This is a genomic window from Moraxella bovis, from assembly GCF_002014975.1.
Taxonomy (GTDB): domain Bacteria; phylum Pseudomonadota; class Gammaproteobacteria; order Pseudomonadales; family Moraxellaceae; genus Moraxella; species Moraxella bovis.
Map to the genome: position 1 here is coordinate 1 of NZ_MUXV01000039.1, position 14,824 is coordinate 14,824.

13 protein-coding genes are annotated in these 14,824 nt (G+C 41.9%); 8 read left to right on the top strand and 5 right to left on the bottom strand.

Annotated elements, in window-relative coordinates:
• Nucleotides 1-83: 83 nt before the first annotated feature.
• The 4 genes from tpx to B0182_RS09785 form a co-directional block, all read right to left on the bottom strand.
• Nucleotides 84-587: a thiol peroxidase gene (tpx, locus tag B0182_RS09770; protein WP_078274762.1), complete on the bottom strand. Its 504-nt coding sequence runs from the start codon at nucleotides 585-587 to the stop codon at nucleotides 84-86.
• Between the two features lie 80 nt (nucleotides 588-667).
• Nucleotides 668-1,534, bottom strand: a complete 867-nt coding sequence (locus B0182_RS09775; protein ID WP_078274763.1) for an SDR family oxidoreductase — start codon at nucleotides 1,532-1,534, stop codon at nucleotides 668-670.
• A 143-nt stretch (nucleotides 1,535-1,677) separates the two neighbouring features.
• Complete coding sequence (gene sohB / locus B0182_RS09780; RefSeq protein ID WP_078274764.1) at nucleotides 1,678-2,661, bottom strand: protease SohB; 984 nt, start codon at nucleotides 2,659-2,661, stop codon at nucleotides 1,678-1,680.
• A gap of 61 nt (nucleotides 2,662-2,722) precedes the next feature.
• The gene (locus B0182_RS09785; RefSeq protein WP_078274765.1) at nucleotides 2,723-4,585 is read right to left on the bottom strand and encodes a potassium/proton antiporter; all 1,863 of its coding nucleotides are present in this window, start codon (nucleotides 4,583-4,585) and stop codon (nucleotides 2,723-2,725) included.
• Nucleotides 4,586-4,879: 294 nt separating this feature from the next.
• Here B0182_RS09785 and aspS point away from each other — a divergent pair, with 294 nt between their 5' ends.
• The 5 genes from aspS (at nucleotide 4,880) to B0182_RS09810 (ending at nucleotide 10,803) form a co-directional block, all read left to right on the top strand.
• The gene (aspS, locus tag B0182_RS09790) at nucleotides 4,880-6,679 is read left to right on the top strand and encodes an aspartate--tRNA ligase (protein WP_078274766.1); all 1,800 of its coding nucleotides are present in this window, start codon (nucleotides 4,880-4,882) and stop codon (nucleotides 6,677-6,679) included.
• 98 nt (nucleotides 6,680-6,777) lie between these two features.
• Nucleotides 6,778-7,695 carry a lysophospholipid acyltransferase family protein gene (locus tag B0182_RS09795; protein WP_078274767.1) on the top strand — a complete coding sequence of 306 codons (918 nt, stop codon included), beginning with the start codon at nucleotides 6,778-6,780 and terminating at the stop codon, nucleotides 7,693-7,695.
• A complete protein-coding gene (locus B0182_RS09800; RefSeq protein ID WP_078274768.1) occupies nucleotides 7,692-8,438 on the top strand; it encodes a glycosyltransferase in 747 nt (248 codons plus the stop codon). The genes B0182_RS09795 and B0182_RS09800 overlap by 4 nt, the downstream gene beginning before the upstream one ends.
• Nucleotides 8,435-10,057 carry a glycosyltransferase family 2 protein gene (locus B0182_RS09805; RefSeq protein ID WP_244893674.1) on the top strand — a complete coding sequence of 541 codons (1,623 nt, stop codon included), beginning with the start codon at nucleotides 8,435-8,437 and terminating at the stop codon, nucleotides 10,055-10,057. Before B0182_RS09800 ends, B0182_RS09805 begins: the two co-directional genes overlap by 4 nt.
• Nucleotides 9,997-10,803 (top strand): glycosyltransferase family 25 protein, encoded by an 807-nt coding sequence (locus B0182_RS09810; protein WP_078274769.1) that lies wholly within the window; start codon nucleotides 9,997-9,999, stop codon nucleotides 10,801-10,803. The genes B0182_RS09805 and B0182_RS09810 overlap by 61 nt, the downstream gene beginning before the upstream one ends.
• A gap of 42 nt (nucleotides 10,804-10,845) precedes the next feature.
• Here the strand turns inward: B0182_RS09810 and B0182_RS09815 are convergent, their stop codons facing one another.
• Nucleotides 10,846-11,832 (bottom strand): glycosyltransferase family 4 protein, encoded by a 987-nt coding sequence (locus B0182_RS09815; RefSeq protein ID WP_078274770.1) that lies wholly within the window; start codon nucleotides 11,830-11,832, stop codon nucleotides 10,846-10,848.
• Between the two features lie 158 nt (nucleotides 11,833-11,990).
• On the opposite strand from B0182_RS09815, the gene B0182_RS09820 reads away from it, so the two are divergent.
• From B0182_RS09820 to B0182_RS09830, 3 genes are read left to right on the top strand one after another with little or no spacing between them, the layout of a single operon-like run.
• A complete protein-coding gene (locus tag B0182_RS09820) occupies nucleotides 11,991-12,761 on the top strand; it encodes a glycosyltransferase family 25 protein (protein ID WP_078274771.1) in 771 nt (256 codons plus the stop codon).
• Nucleotides 12,762-12,776: 15 nt separating this feature from the next.
• Entirely contained in the window at nucleotides 12,777-13,565 is a 789-nt protein-coding gene (locus B0182_RS09825; protein ID WP_078274772.1) for a glycosyltransferase, read from the top strand.
• 8 nt (nucleotides 13,566-13,573) lie between these two features.
• A complete protein-coding gene (locus B0182_RS09830; protein WP_078274773.1) occupies nucleotides 13,574-14,719 on the top strand; it encodes a glycosyltransferase family 4 protein in 1,146 nt (381 codons plus the stop codon).
• Nucleotides 14,720-14,824: the final 105 nt, after the last annotated feature.

The following is a 14,824-nucleotide window of genomic DNA, read 5'->3' on the forward strand; positions in this document are numbered from 1 at the left end:
TTGGGGTTTGGTGGGTGTAAATAAAATTTTAAAACATTAAAAATAGCCCATATTTGGACTATTTTTTGAGCAAACCAAATAAATCAAGCCAAAGATGCCAACGCCTTATCATAATCGGGCTCACTCTTAATCTCTGGCACAAGCTCGCTATGCAATACTTTGTTATCAGCATCTAACACAATGACCGCACGAGCAGTTAGCCCTGACAATGCTCCTGATGTCATGGTAACGCCAAGAGTTTTGGCGATGTCATCATTTCTAAAAGCGGACAAAGTTTTAACATTGTCAAGCCCTTCTGCCCCACAAAAACGGGCTTGAGCAAAGGGCAAATCTGCCGAAATGCACAGTACTACGGTGTTATCAAGCTCGCTTGCTTTTTGGTTGAATACACGCACAGACGTGGCACAAATGCCTGTGTCAATGCTTGGAAAAATGTTTAAAATCTTGCGTTTGCCTGCAAAATCGGACAATTTGACGTCCGCCAAATCATTGCCCACTAAGACAAAATCAGCGACCGTCTCGCCCACTTTGGCAAACTCACCTGCCACATCAACGGCATTGCCACCTAAGGTAATTTGACTGCTCATACGCACTCCTATTTATTGATAAAGGGATAACCTATATTACTGTGCTTTGGGATAAAATGCAAACCATCCACACCTTTTAATTACAAAAATTTGGTAATCAGTCGCAATGGCAAATATTTCATGCCCAGCCCAATCGGTAGCCACGGCCACGCAGGGACATAGGCTTCATCTACTTTGGCTTCAATGGCTTTGACAATCACGTCCGCCCCTTCGTCTTCTTCGACTTCAAAGGGCAGATATTTTGCCCCGATATTTAGGTCGGTACGCACATAACCAGGGTAAATGGTGGACACCGTAATCGGCAATTTTTCAGTAATCGTATCAGCACGTATCCCCTCAGCAAGAGCCGCAAGTCCTGCTTTGGCAGCAGCGTAAGTCGTCAAATGTCTTGGCAGTCCACGCACCGCAGACATACTGGATATGACAACCAAATGACCGCTATTTTGACGGCGGAATATTTGCATGGCAGATTCACACTGAGCAAGGGCGGAGATGAAGTTGGTCTCGGCGGTGGCACGATTTATCGCAAATCGCCCATGCCCAATCACGCGACTGTCGCCCACGCCTGCGTTCACGATGATTTTGTCAAGCGTACCGCCGTCATTTTCCACGTCTTTGGCAAACTCTTCAAACACGGCAAACACATCATCATATGCCGTAACATCCAGCGTACGCACATAGACTTTAATACCAAATTCTTTTTCTAGCTCGGTTTTTAGAGCCTCCAAGCGGTCAAGTCGTCTGGCACAAATCGCCAAATCATACCCCAAAAAGGCAAATTTCTTTGCCATCATCGCCCCAAGCCCCGAGCTTGCCCCTGTAATCAGCACCGTTTTGCCTTGGCCGATACCACGAATGTCATTTAAATCTTTGATTTTACTAAATTTATTGGCAACCACTCGTCCGAATTTATCGGCTTTGGCAAAGGCTTCTTCTAGTTTTTTCATAAATAACCCAAATCACACGTTAAAATCAATAAAAAAGCGAACAACCATTGTCCGCTTTTAAAAAGTTGAATGGCTTATTTTACACCATTTTTATCAAAATTTTAAGTAAAATGATGTGTACATTCAATCACTTGCAAGACTCTTTAAGGACGTTGATATTTGGCAAGCTGTTCGCCCACCGATGACATCATGTGTCCGACCATCTCACCCATCTTTACGCCCACCTGCTCAGACAGTCCCAATTTTTCTGCCAAAGTCGGCTTGGTGCGGGTATGCAATACAAAGACGTCATGCTCTTTCATTAGTTCTAGCACATAGGCATCAGACGTGCCAATCTCATCAATCAGCCCCAAATCCAAAGCGTCCTGCCCAAACCAAATCTCGCCTGTGGCAATCTTCTCCACATCTAGGCTTGGGCGGTGCGTTTTGACAAAGGTTTTAAACAACTCATGAATGCGGTCAATGTCCGCTTGGTGCTTGGCACGGTCTTCATCGTCATTTTCACCAAACATGGTAACGGTACGCTTGTACTCGCCTGCCGTGAACATCTCATAGCCAATGTTGTGCTTTTTTAGCAGTTCATGAAAATTGGGGAGCTGACTTACTACACCCACCGAACCGATGACCGCAAAGTCGCTGGCGATAATTTTGTCCGCCACGCACGCCATCATATAGCCACCACTTGCCGAGATTTTATCCACGCAGACAGTTAGCGTAAGCCCCGCCTCTTTTAGGCGAGCCAATTGCGAGCTTGCCAAACCATAAGCATTAACCTGTCCGCCACCGCTCTCTAAGCGTACCAGCACTTCATCGCCTGATTTTGCCGAGCTGATAATCACGCTAATCTCTTCACGCAGATGAGCCACCGCAGATGCTTTAATGTCGCCGTCAAAATCTAGCACAAACACACTTTTATCACTACTCTTACTTTTGTCGTCTGTCTTGTCTTTTTTGTCTTTTGCTTTGTCTTTGGCTTTTTTGCACAATTTGCCAAACAGACCGCATTTTTTGTCGTCTTTTTGGCTGTTTTTTAGAGCGTCTTTTAGTTGCCCTTGGCGTTTGTCTTGGAGCTTATTAAGATGAATAATGGACAATTCGGTGGGTTTTTTTGATGAATGAAATAGCATGGTTTTACCTTTATTGATAAATTTTAAAAAAATGGGGTTTGTTTGGCGTTTTAAAAGCCCCTTATTCCTTTTTGACCGTATTTTTTAGCCCCACGCCACGCAGTCTGCCCCGATTGTCCACATCACGCACAATAAGACTCCAGTGGTCATTGAGTCGCACCTTATCGCCACTGACAGGTTCGGCATGGAAATGACTTAGCATATACTCTTCGATGGTCTCATTTTTGTGCTTATCAAATATCTCAATCAACTCATCATCAATCCCGCCAAGCGTTGATTTGGGTGGGGTAAATACTTCAAAAAAATCAAAGGGCATTTTTTTGGTGGATTTGGACGTGCTGGATCGGTCGGTTTTGAGTAAGGATTGCCCACCGCTAAAAAACGGCAAATCGGCAATTTTGATGTGGGGAGACAGCAGCCAATCGCCATAAAACTCGCTTGTTTTTTGGTATTGGGTGGCAGAATTGTTAAAAATCTTTGCCACAGAGTTGGCATTATCCCCACTCATGGCATACCACACCACATCGCCCGCCCGCAATGCTGTGTCGTCATTGACAACAAGCAAATGCTCATTTCGTACCACCGCAAACAAATTGACATCCTTGGCATTAAAACGGCTTGAGATATTGACAGGGTGTCGCCCCACGGCAAACGCCCCCTTACCCACTTCAAATTCATAAAGCGTAATATTGGCATGGTCGCCCACCCAAATCTCATGCTCCGCCTTTGGCTCGCTATCGGTTGGCACCCACACCCCAAAGGCTCGGGACATAAAGGGAATGGTCGCCCCTTGGGCAAGTAGCGACAAAATCACAAGCCCAAAGGCGATGTTAAATGCCAAATTGGCTTGGGGAACTGCCATCATAATCGGGATAATAGCAAGGGTAATCGGCACTGCCCCACGCAGTCCCACCCACGAGATAAAGCCAATTTCACGCCAATTAAATCCAAAAGGCAAAAGGCTTGTCATGACCGCAAACGGGCGAGCGACAAACAACAAAAACAAAAACACAATCAAAGAATAATGCCACACTTGCAAAAGACTAGATGGCGTAACCAGTAGCCCCAGCACCACAAACAGCACCGCCTGCGATAGCCACGCAAAACTGTCCATGACCCGAAGTACGTGTTCGGTGGCACGCACTTTGGTATTACCAATCGCCACGCCTGTCAAATATACCGCCAAAAATCCCGAACCGCCTAGCAGGTTGGTTGCCCCAAACACCGCCATGCCTGCTGACATAATCAAAATGGCATACATACCGTCCGCCAAATGCACCTTGGGGAGCAGTTTTGACAGCACAAAACCCGACACCACGCCCATGACCAGCCCCACGCCAATTTGGGTGGCAAGTAGCGACAAAATCGTCCAGATTGTTTGGCTTTCGGGGTCAAGGTTTAGGGCAATCATGACCGTAACAAGCAAAATTGCCAAGGGGTCGTTCGCCCCCGATTCAAGTTCAAGCGTTGCTTGCACACGGTCGTTGAGCTTAACCCCACCATTTCTAAGCAGGCTAAAAACGGCTGCCGCATCGGTACTGCCCACGATGGCGGCAATCAACAGCCCAAGTCGCCAGTCCACCCCCAAAAGATAGGCAATAAAAACCCCAAGCGTCAAAACAGTCGCCACAACGCCCCAAGTAGCAAGGGTAACGGCGGGTTTTAGACCCACCCGAAACGAATTAAGGGACGTTCTAAGCCCCCCATCAAGCAAAATGCACGCAAGGGCAGCTTGTCCGATAAAATTGGCAAGGGCATACTGCTCAAACTCAATCCCCAAAATCCCTTCTTCGCCTGCCAACACACCCACGCCCAAAAAGAATAACAACAAAGGCACGCCCAAACGAGCCGATAACTGGCTTGTCATAATACTTACAAAAATCAGCACCGCCGAGACAAGGTACAAAATATTTAGGGTGTCCATCACGCTCCTTTTTGGGTTGGGTAATTTGTGGGCAAAACTTGACAGCAGTCAATCATCAAAAATCAGTCAAAAAGATTAATTGTAACACAAAATCGTCCCAAACGTGCCAATTTTTTTCCAAGAATAATTCCAAAAAACCAAACGCAAAAACCAAACAAAGGAGCTACTTGCCCGCTTATGCCACTTTGACAAATTTTTACAAAAAAACTTGCCCAAATTGCATTTTAAAGGCATAATAGCAGGTTTGAACCATTTTACTTTTAAAATTTAAAGCAACTTTCAAAAGGCAAATTTATGGCAATTCGCACAGAATATTGCGGTAGTGTTACCGAAAGCTACATTGACCAAACCATTACCGTTGTCGGCTGGGTGCACCGCCGAAGAGACCACGGGGGCGTGATTTTCTTGGACATGAGAGACCGAGATGGACTGTTGCAAGTCGTCATCGACCCCGACACGCCAGAAGCCTTTGCCACCGCTGATAACGCACGTTCTGAATTTATCCTAAAAATCACAGGGCGTGTGCGTAAAAGATACGAAGGCACCCAAAACCCCAACATGAAAAGCGGTCAAATTGAACTTCTTGCCAAAGAAATTGAAACCCTTGCCACCAGCGAAACGCCACCATTTCCACTAAACGATGATTTTAGCAACGTCTCAGAAGAGCTACGCCTAAAATACCGCTTTCTTGACATTCGCCGTCCTGAAATGCTTGACCGCTTGCGTTTTCGCTCAAAGGTTACAAGCCTAATCCGCAACTACCTAGACAAGCATGGCTTTTTGGACGTTGAAACGCCCATCCTAACTCGTGCCACCCCAGAAGGGGCAAGGGATTACCTTGTGCCAAGCCGTGTGTCTAATGGCGAGTTTTATGCCCTGCCACAGTCGCCACAGCTGTTCAAACAGCTTCTTATGGTGGGTGGTATTGACCGTTATTATCAAATCGCCAAGTGCTTTCGTGATGAAGATTTGCGTGCCGACCGTCAGCCAGAGTTCACCCAAATTGACATTGAGACATCGTTCCTTGATGACAACGACATCATGGACTTAATGGAAGGCATGACCGTCAAGCTATTTGACGAACTGTTGGGCGTAAAATTTGACAAATTCCAGCGTATGCCGTATAGCGAAGCCATGCGTGATTACGCCTCCGACAAGCCTGATTTACGTATTCCATTAAAACTTGTGGACGTGGCGGACATCATGCAAAACGTGGAATTTAAAGTATTCTCCGCCCCTGCGACAGACCCCAAAGGGCGTGTGGTTGCCCTACGCATTCCAAAAGGCGGTGAGATTACGCGTCGCCAGATTGATGACTACACCAAATTTGTCGGCATTTATGGGGCAAAAGGTTTGGCGTACATCAAAGTAAATGATGTATCCAACATTAACAACGGCGTGGATAAAGAAAGCGGATTACAATCGCCCATCATCAAAAATATGACTGATGACGTGCTTGTCGAGCTTATCCGCCGTACAGGTGCCGAAAATGGCGACATCATTTTCTTCGGTGCTGACAAAGCCAAAATCGTCAATGATGCGATGGGAGCCTTGCGTGTTAAAATCGGTCATGATTTAAACCTACTTACATCAGAATGGGCTCCCTTGTGGGTTGTGGACTTTCCGATGTTTGAAGAGACCGATGACGGCAAATGGACATCAGTTCACCACCCATTTACCCGCCCAAAAGGCACGGTAGAAGAGATGAAAAACAGCCCAGAGACCGCCCTATCTATCGCTTATGACATGGTGCTAAACGGTACAGAGATTGGCGGTGGCTCACTGCGCATCAACACCCTAGACATGCAAAAGGCAGTTTTTGAAGCACTAGGCATTAGTGAAGCCGAAGCCGAAGAGAAATTCTCATTCTTGCTCAACGCCCTAAAATACGGTGCTCCGCCCCACGGTGGCTTAGCATTTGGTCTTGACCGTTTGGTAATGCTGATGACAGGAGCAAGCTCCATTCGTGATGTCATTGCCTTTCCTAAGACCAAAACAGCAGAATGTCCGCTCACCGAAGCCCCTGCTGGCGTGGATAACAAACAACTGCGTGAGCTTGGCATTCGTGTGCGTGAAAAAGAAAAAGCTGAATAATCATAAAGCAAATTGTGAAAGAAGTTCTCCGTTCGCCCTGAGCCTGTCGAAGGGCAACGTAAAACCTTTTCATAATACATTTATGGATTTTGTGATTTATGCTTAATCTTATCAAATTCGTGCCAATGTCCTTATTGGGGGCATTGGCTCGTTTTGCGTCTTATCTTGCTAAATGGTCAAATGCCAGTATTTATCGCAGTATTTGCACCAATCTCATGCTAGTCCGCCCTTCTATGGATAAGGACGAGCGAGACAGGCTTGCTTTTACCATACTACAAAATCAGCTTACCAGCACCCTAAACAGTGCCAAAAGCTGGGCAATGCCCCCAAAGTGGTCTATCGCCCAAATCAAAACGGTGCATAATCGTGAGATTTTGGAGCGTGGTTTTGCCAATCCTAAGGGGCTGATTTTAGTGGCGCCACACATCGGCACTTGGGAGATGATGAACGCATGGCTGTGCGGTTTTGGCGATTTGACGATTATGTACAAGCCGTCTGGCAATCCCAGCCTTGACCGATTTATCCTAAGCGGTCGTGAACGACTTTCCGCCACGCTTGTCCCCACCGATAGCACAGGCGTTAAGGCAATTTTTAAGACCTTAAAATCAGGCGGATTTACCGTGATTTTGCCCGACCATGTCCCTGACAAAAATGGTGGAGAAATCGTCCCGTTTTTTGGCATTCCCACCATGACAGGCACGCTCACCACCAAGCTTGCCCAAAAAACAGGCTGTGCGTTGGTTGGTTTGGCGTGTATCAAGGGCAAGGATGGATTTGAGATATTTTGTTATGATTTGACCGACCCCAATTTGTACGACAAAAACGACATTATCGCCACCACCACCCTAAATAATAGTATGGAGATGATGATAAATAAGCATTTTGCTCATTATATGTGGGGCTATCGGCGATTTAAGACCACGCCTTTTGGGGAAAATCCCTATCTGTTGCCTTTTGATGATTTGCACGCCCAAATAAAATCTTATAAAATAGACAAAAACAAGGAAAATCCATGACCGACAACCGCTATGTGATTTGTATGAAGTGGGGAACCAAATACGGTGCCGAGTACGTCAATCGCCTGTATAATATGGTAAAACGCCATTTGACCCTTGATTTTCAAATGGTGTGCTTGACGGACGATAGCACAGGCATTGATGACAATGTCAAATGCTATCCCATTCCTGCCTTAAATTTACCTGATAATATTCCAGAGCGAGGCTGGAAAAAACTCACCACCTTTAAACCAAAGCTTTATGATTTAAAAGGTACGGCACTTTTTTTGGATATTGATATTGTTATTGTTGATAATATTGATTGCTTTTTTACTCATCAGGCACAGTTTGATGATAGCGTGATGATTATTAGAGACTGGAAAAAACCGTGGCGAATGGTCGGTAATAGTTCGGTCTATCGCTTTAAAGTGGGGCAAAATACTTATCCGAACCTGCTTAGCGATTTTGAACAAAATTTTGAAAAAATCCGCTCGGAGGTTCGCCACGAACAGGCGTTTTTGTCCAATTATCTGCGTGAACATCATCATTTGGAATATTGGGACGCCAGTTGGTGTGTGAGCTTTAAATATCAGTGTGTTCAGCCTTTTCCAATGAGCTTTTTTAAAGCTCCGATATTGCCCAAAAATGCCAAAATGGTGATTTTTCACGGTGAGGTCAATCCCCCTGATGCCATTGTCGGGCGAAGTTGTAAATGGTATCGCAAGGTATTGCCAACACCTTGGATTGTGGAGTATTGGCGATGAGTTATTCATTATCTGTGGTGATGATTATCAAAAACGAAGCGCACAATCTGGCAATCTCTTTACCTGCCTTAGATGGCTTGGCAAACGAGATTATCATTTTGGACAGCGGTAGCACCGATAATAGCAGACAAATTGCTGAGCAATATGGGGCAAAATGGTTTGTTAATACCAACTGGCAAGGCTTTGGCAAACAAAGACAGTTCGCCCAATCTTATGCCACAGGCGAGTGGATATTAGCACTTGATGCTGACGAAGAGATTACCGATGAGTTAAAACAGAGTATTTTGACAGTCATCAAAAATCCACCAAATGATACGGTATATGGGCTAAAACGACTTGATTTTATTGCGGGCAGGCAAATTGACAACCCTTATTGGGGCGTGAAGGCTTATTGGCGACTGTTTCCCAAACAATTTGGCTTTAATGATTTATTGGTGCATGAATCGCTTGATACTACCAATGCCAAAACCCAAGTGTTATCGGGATTTTTACATCATCACACCGCCCCAGACTTAGAGTTTTTACTACAAAAACGTTTAAGCTACGCCAAAACTTGGGCGAACGAAAAACACCAAAAAGGCAAAAAATCCAGCCTATTTAAAATCATCAGTAACCCCATTTGGCAATTTATCCGCCAATACTTTTTGGACGGACGTTTTTTGCAAGGCAAATATGGGTTGATTTATTCGTGTTTATTTGCCCAATACACTTTTAACAAATACGCCATTTTGTATGATTTGACCCACAATCAAGCCGAGCAAGCATTTTTAAAATCGGTAGAATTTGCCAAAAGCCTAGCCTCTATTGACTTAACAAACAAAAAAAGCACATTGTCGCTTGTCATGATTTGCAAAAACGAATCTAAACACCTAAAAGCGTGTCTTGATACGGTGCATGATTTGGTAGACGAAATTATTGTCCTAGATAGCGGTAGCACCGATGATACTCGCAAGATTGCCGAACAATATGGGGCAAAATGGCACGTCAATACCGACTGGCAAGGTTTCGGCAAACAACGCCAGCTTGCCCAATCCTATGCCACGAGCGATTATGTGCTAGTGCTGGACGCTGATGAGCGACTTGATGACAGCCTAAGAGACAGTATCACTAAAATCCTGCATGAGCCACCACAAACACACATGGTTTTTGCTCTACCTAGGGTCAATCTATTCTGTGGAGTAGAAGTTTTAAAACGTTTTTGGTATGCTGACAATTTAGCACGACTGTATGCTAATTCACACTATCAATACAATGACTTAGAAGTTCACGAATCGCTAGATACCAAAAATGCCACCATTAAAAATTTATCTGGCTATCTTTTACATCTGACTAATGATGATTTCGCTCACTTCGTCCAAAAAAATATTCGTTACAGCGATGATTGGGCAAGAGACAAATCCGCACGTGGCAAAAAAACAAAGTTTGGTAGTGTCATATCGCACGCTTTATTTTCATTTTCAAGAGAATATGTTATTCGTGGCGGTATGTTAGGCGGTGCATACGGCGTGCTACACGCAGGAGCTTCGTCAAGCTATACCTTTAATAAGTATTTGATATTATGGCAATTAAATCAAAACAAGCATCATCACCAACCATGCAAAATCACGTCATCAGCCTGACCACTGCCACCGAACGCCGTCAGCACATCGCAGAAGAATTTAGTAAACAAAACATTGTATTTGAATTTTTTGATGCAATCACACCCCCATGCATTGACACCGTTGCCAAACAATTTGGTATAGACATCAGCAAAATGAATTTGTCATCAGGCGAGATTGCATGTTTTTTAAGCCATTTATGTCTATGGCAAAAGGCGATTGATGATGATTTAGATTGGATTGCAATTTTTGAAGATGATATATATTTAGGCAATAATGCACAAGCTTTTTTAATTTGTGATGATTGGTTGCCTAATGGCTTTGATGTAATTAAATTAGAAACCTTTGCCACTTCCGTGCATTTATCTGACCCCAAGACAGTACAGGACAGACAGCTTTACACCTTAAACACCGCCCACTATGGAGCGGGCGGTTATATCATCTCCAAGCGGTGCATTGTGGCACTGTTTGAGCTTATCAAATACCAATCACAACACCAAGCACAAATCAGTGCGATTGATGATATTTTATTTGCTCAAATTCTAAACAAAAAAGACGTCTTGCAATTAACACCCGCCTTGTGTATTCAAGAGTTTATCCATAAACAAGGCAACCTATCATTAAAAAGTACTCTTGACGAGCACCGACAAACCCATTACTTTAAAAAACCCCATCGCACCCTACCCCAAAAAATCATGCGAGAGTTCAACAGCTTCATTCACAAAACAAGACTCAAGATTTTTGGTCAAGTGGTTGAGTTTAAATGAAAAAAGGGCAAAAACTCTTTGCCCTTTTAATCATCATAACAGCTAGTCTCTCATCGTCAATAACGCCTTGACATTGCCAAAAGATTTGGGACGTGTTGGGTTTAGTGTCTCACCTGCGATGACTTTTTCGTAACACGCCTGATAAGCTCGTCCCATGGCTTCATGCCCAAAATATGTCTTGGCGTGTTCGTGGCAGACCCTGCGGTCATAGCTATCCACTTGTTTTAGAGCATCAGCAAGTTCACCATAACTGTCCGACAGAACGCCCAAGCCATCATGACTGATGATGTCAGGCAGTGAACCAAAGGGCGATGCAAACACAGGACAACCCAAATACATACTCTCAATAATGGCAAGCCCAAATGGTTCATGCCACAGTACAGGGAAAATCAGTCCCTTGGAGTTTTTGATAAGCTCATCTTTGGCACGACCACCGACCATGCCATTAAAGCCAATCTGTGATGACAGGTAAAAGTATGGGTTGCGAGAAAAATTGTAACGCTTACCGCCAATCACTTCTAGCCTCTTCCCCGCCCGTTTGGCAATCTCTGCCGTACCTTGTAGATTCTTAACTCGCCACGCTGCTTTTGCCAAAAAATGCACATAGTCTTTTGATGTAGTCAAATTTGGCTCGCTATAATCTGCCCAATACAGTCCATTATGCACATAACAAGTCGCCCCATGATTTTCAGCATGCTTACTCGATAAGAATACACTGTTAATCGGATACTCTTTGGCAAGCTCAGCATTGCTATGCTCAGTACAAATATAAGGCTTATGAAGCTCGCCATCATACGGCCAATGAAAATGCACCACATCTGGCCAATCATCTATCTGCTCATGAATTGGCTTGGATTTATCATACAGTTGTACATCTGGGTTATTGTTGGGATTGGCTTTGGTCAAAAAACGCACTTCATGCCCCATTTCACGCTGTGCCATCGCCAAAGCCCAAATCACACGCTCCGTACCACCATAATCTTTTGGCGGAATGGCAAGACGTGTTAATAATACATGTAAAATTTTCATAAATCACCTAATTTTAAAACTTATCATAGCATTATATTACATAATTTTTGTAAAAAAATCATTCAATTAATAACACCCAATACTACCAAAACCACTTTTTAGCTTGACAGAATAGTATTTATTGGATAATATTATCACATTTTCTATAAAATGTCATTATGAAAAACTACGTTATCAGCCTGACCACTGCCACCGAACGCCGTCAGCACATCGCAGAAGAATTCGGCAAACAAGGTATTATATTTGAATTTTTTGATGCAGTTACACCCAACGATGTGGATAAATTAGTAAATAAATTTGACATCAATATCCAAGATGCCAATCTTACCAAGGGTGAATTGGCTTGTTTTTTTAGTCATTTATGTTTATGGCAAAAAGCAATAGATGATAATTTGGATTATCTTGTAGTTTTTGAAGATGATGTGTATTTGGGCAAAAATGCTCATTTGTTTTTAAGGAATAGTGATTGGATTCCCAGTGATTGTGAATTAATAAAAATTGAGCATTATTTGGATAAACTAATACTTGGAAAAAGTATTAGTGAGATTTATGGTAGACATATCAAACCCTTAAAAGAGTTTAATTGGGGGACAGCTGGCTATATTATTCACAAATCAATGATTGACAAACTCATGCATGTTATTACCGAACAATTTAAAATCAATGCTGAGCCAATTGACCATATTATGTTTGAAATAGCGATATTTAAATACAATCTACCTATTTATCAAATGACCCCTGCCTTATCAATACAGAGCGACCGACCTCAGCAATCAGGAAAAATTAAAAGCACACTAGAACAAGAGAGACGTTCTCGTATGAATGGCCAACCAAAGCCAAAACCAAGACTAACCCTATCTCAAAAAATCAATAAAAGATTTGAGCGTATTGCTGTTAAGATTGCAAGAGAGACTGTGGATTTTAGATAGAAAAATACAATTATAATGCTAAACACTATTTTACCAACCATTCATGCCTTATGGATAGGCTCTAATTTAGGGCAATTATCCCATTGCTGTCTATCATCTTTTGTTGCACAGGGGCATCAGGTGTATTTGCACACCTATAATGATATTAATGACCTGCCAAAAGGCGTACAACTTGCTGACGCTAATTTGATTATTCCAAAAAACAAAATCATAAAACATAAGAAAACGGGTAGCTATGCTTTATTTTCAGATATATTTCGTTATGAATTATTAAATAAAGTAGATGGTATTTATGTAGATTGTGATGTTTATTGCACAAAGCCCATTACAATACCAGATAATGGCTATTTATTTGGTTATGAAGATGATAATAAAATCAATGGTGCGGTCTTAGCCTTACCAAAAAACAGCTTATTACTTAATAAACTGATTGAAATCAGCCATGATTCTAATTTTATACCACCTTGGTATTCCAACAAAGCACAAAAAAGATTAAAAATAAAGAAGATGTTTGGGATTGCAAAACATATATCACATATGCCGTGGGGTGTCATTGGTCCGGAAGCGATTACTTATTACGTAAAAGAATTTAATTTAGGTTATTTAGCACAACCAATTGATATATTTTATCCTGTACATTATCACTGTATTAGATTATTATTAGAAAAAGATTTAACATTATCTGATATTTGTACAAAAAGAACCTTAGCAGTTCATTTATACAATGAAATGCTTAAAAATATAAATTTAAATCAAATTGAAAAAACATCAGTATTATCAAAAATGCTTAGAGAAGAAATTTAGGATTAATCATGAAAATTGGTCTAATTGTTGATGAATATTTTGGTGGGGCAGGCACCGCCTTTGGTGGTTATGGTTTTTTAGCTAGACATCTTGTTGTAAAACACCTTTCAAAATTTTGTGAAATTGATGTTTTACTGGGAAAAAGTAACTCGCACCGTTTCAAAGCAGAACATCATATTGTTGATAATATCAATGTTTATAGATTGCCAAAAAGAGCTTGGTTTGCACAAAGATGGCTTGCCATAAAAAATTATGATGCTTATCTTAGCATAGAACTTACCGATGATTATGTACTTAAAAATGAAACAAATAAAAATAAAAAATTAGTGTTATGGATTCAAGACCCACGCCCCGTGTATGAATGGGATGAGATAAATACTGTAAAACTTTTTACAGAGACCTGTTATTACAATCAAACCATCTATGATTTGGTGCATAATTGGTATAAACAAGGTCGTGTTCGTTTCATATCTCAGGCTCATTTTTTAAATCAAAAAGCCATTGATTTATATTCTCTTGATAGAAATACTGATATTACCCACCTGCCAAATCCCATAGAAATAAATAAAGAATTTGATATTAAAAACCACCAAAAACAAAACAAAATCATCTTTTTGGGCAGATTAGAATCAGTGAAACGTGGTTGGCTGTTTTGTGAAATTGCTAAGCAGTTGCCAGAATATCAATTTTATGTACTTGGTCAAACTTTTCGTGAATCAGATAAAAATAAAGAAATTTTTGCAAAGTATCAACAAATTTCAAATCTACATTTTGTAGGGCATGTCGAAGGTGATGACAAAACCAACTTTTTAAAAGACGCTAAAATTTTGGTAAATACCTCCATTCATGAAGCGTTGCCCATTTCATTTTTAGAAGCTTTATCGTATGGCACACTAATCGTAAGTAATCGCAATCCTGATGATTTAACTATTAAATTTGGTATTTATGTCGGTGATGTGTTAGGTGATGGTTTTGATAAAGTTTATTTGTATGTTAATGCAATCAGAAAGCTTATGGCAGACGAACAAAACCGTCAGCACCTATCAATACAAGCAATCAAATATGTTCAGGAAAATCACAATATAGAAGATTTTCAAAAAGACTTAAGGGATGTTTTGCAACAGGTCTGCAAGACTGATTGTGACATTTCTTAAATCAAGACCTTTTAAATCAACTAACAATGCTACAAAATTAAGGAATTAGCTATGTCAGGCAACACAATAGGACAACTTTTCACCGTAACCACCTGTGGCGAGTCT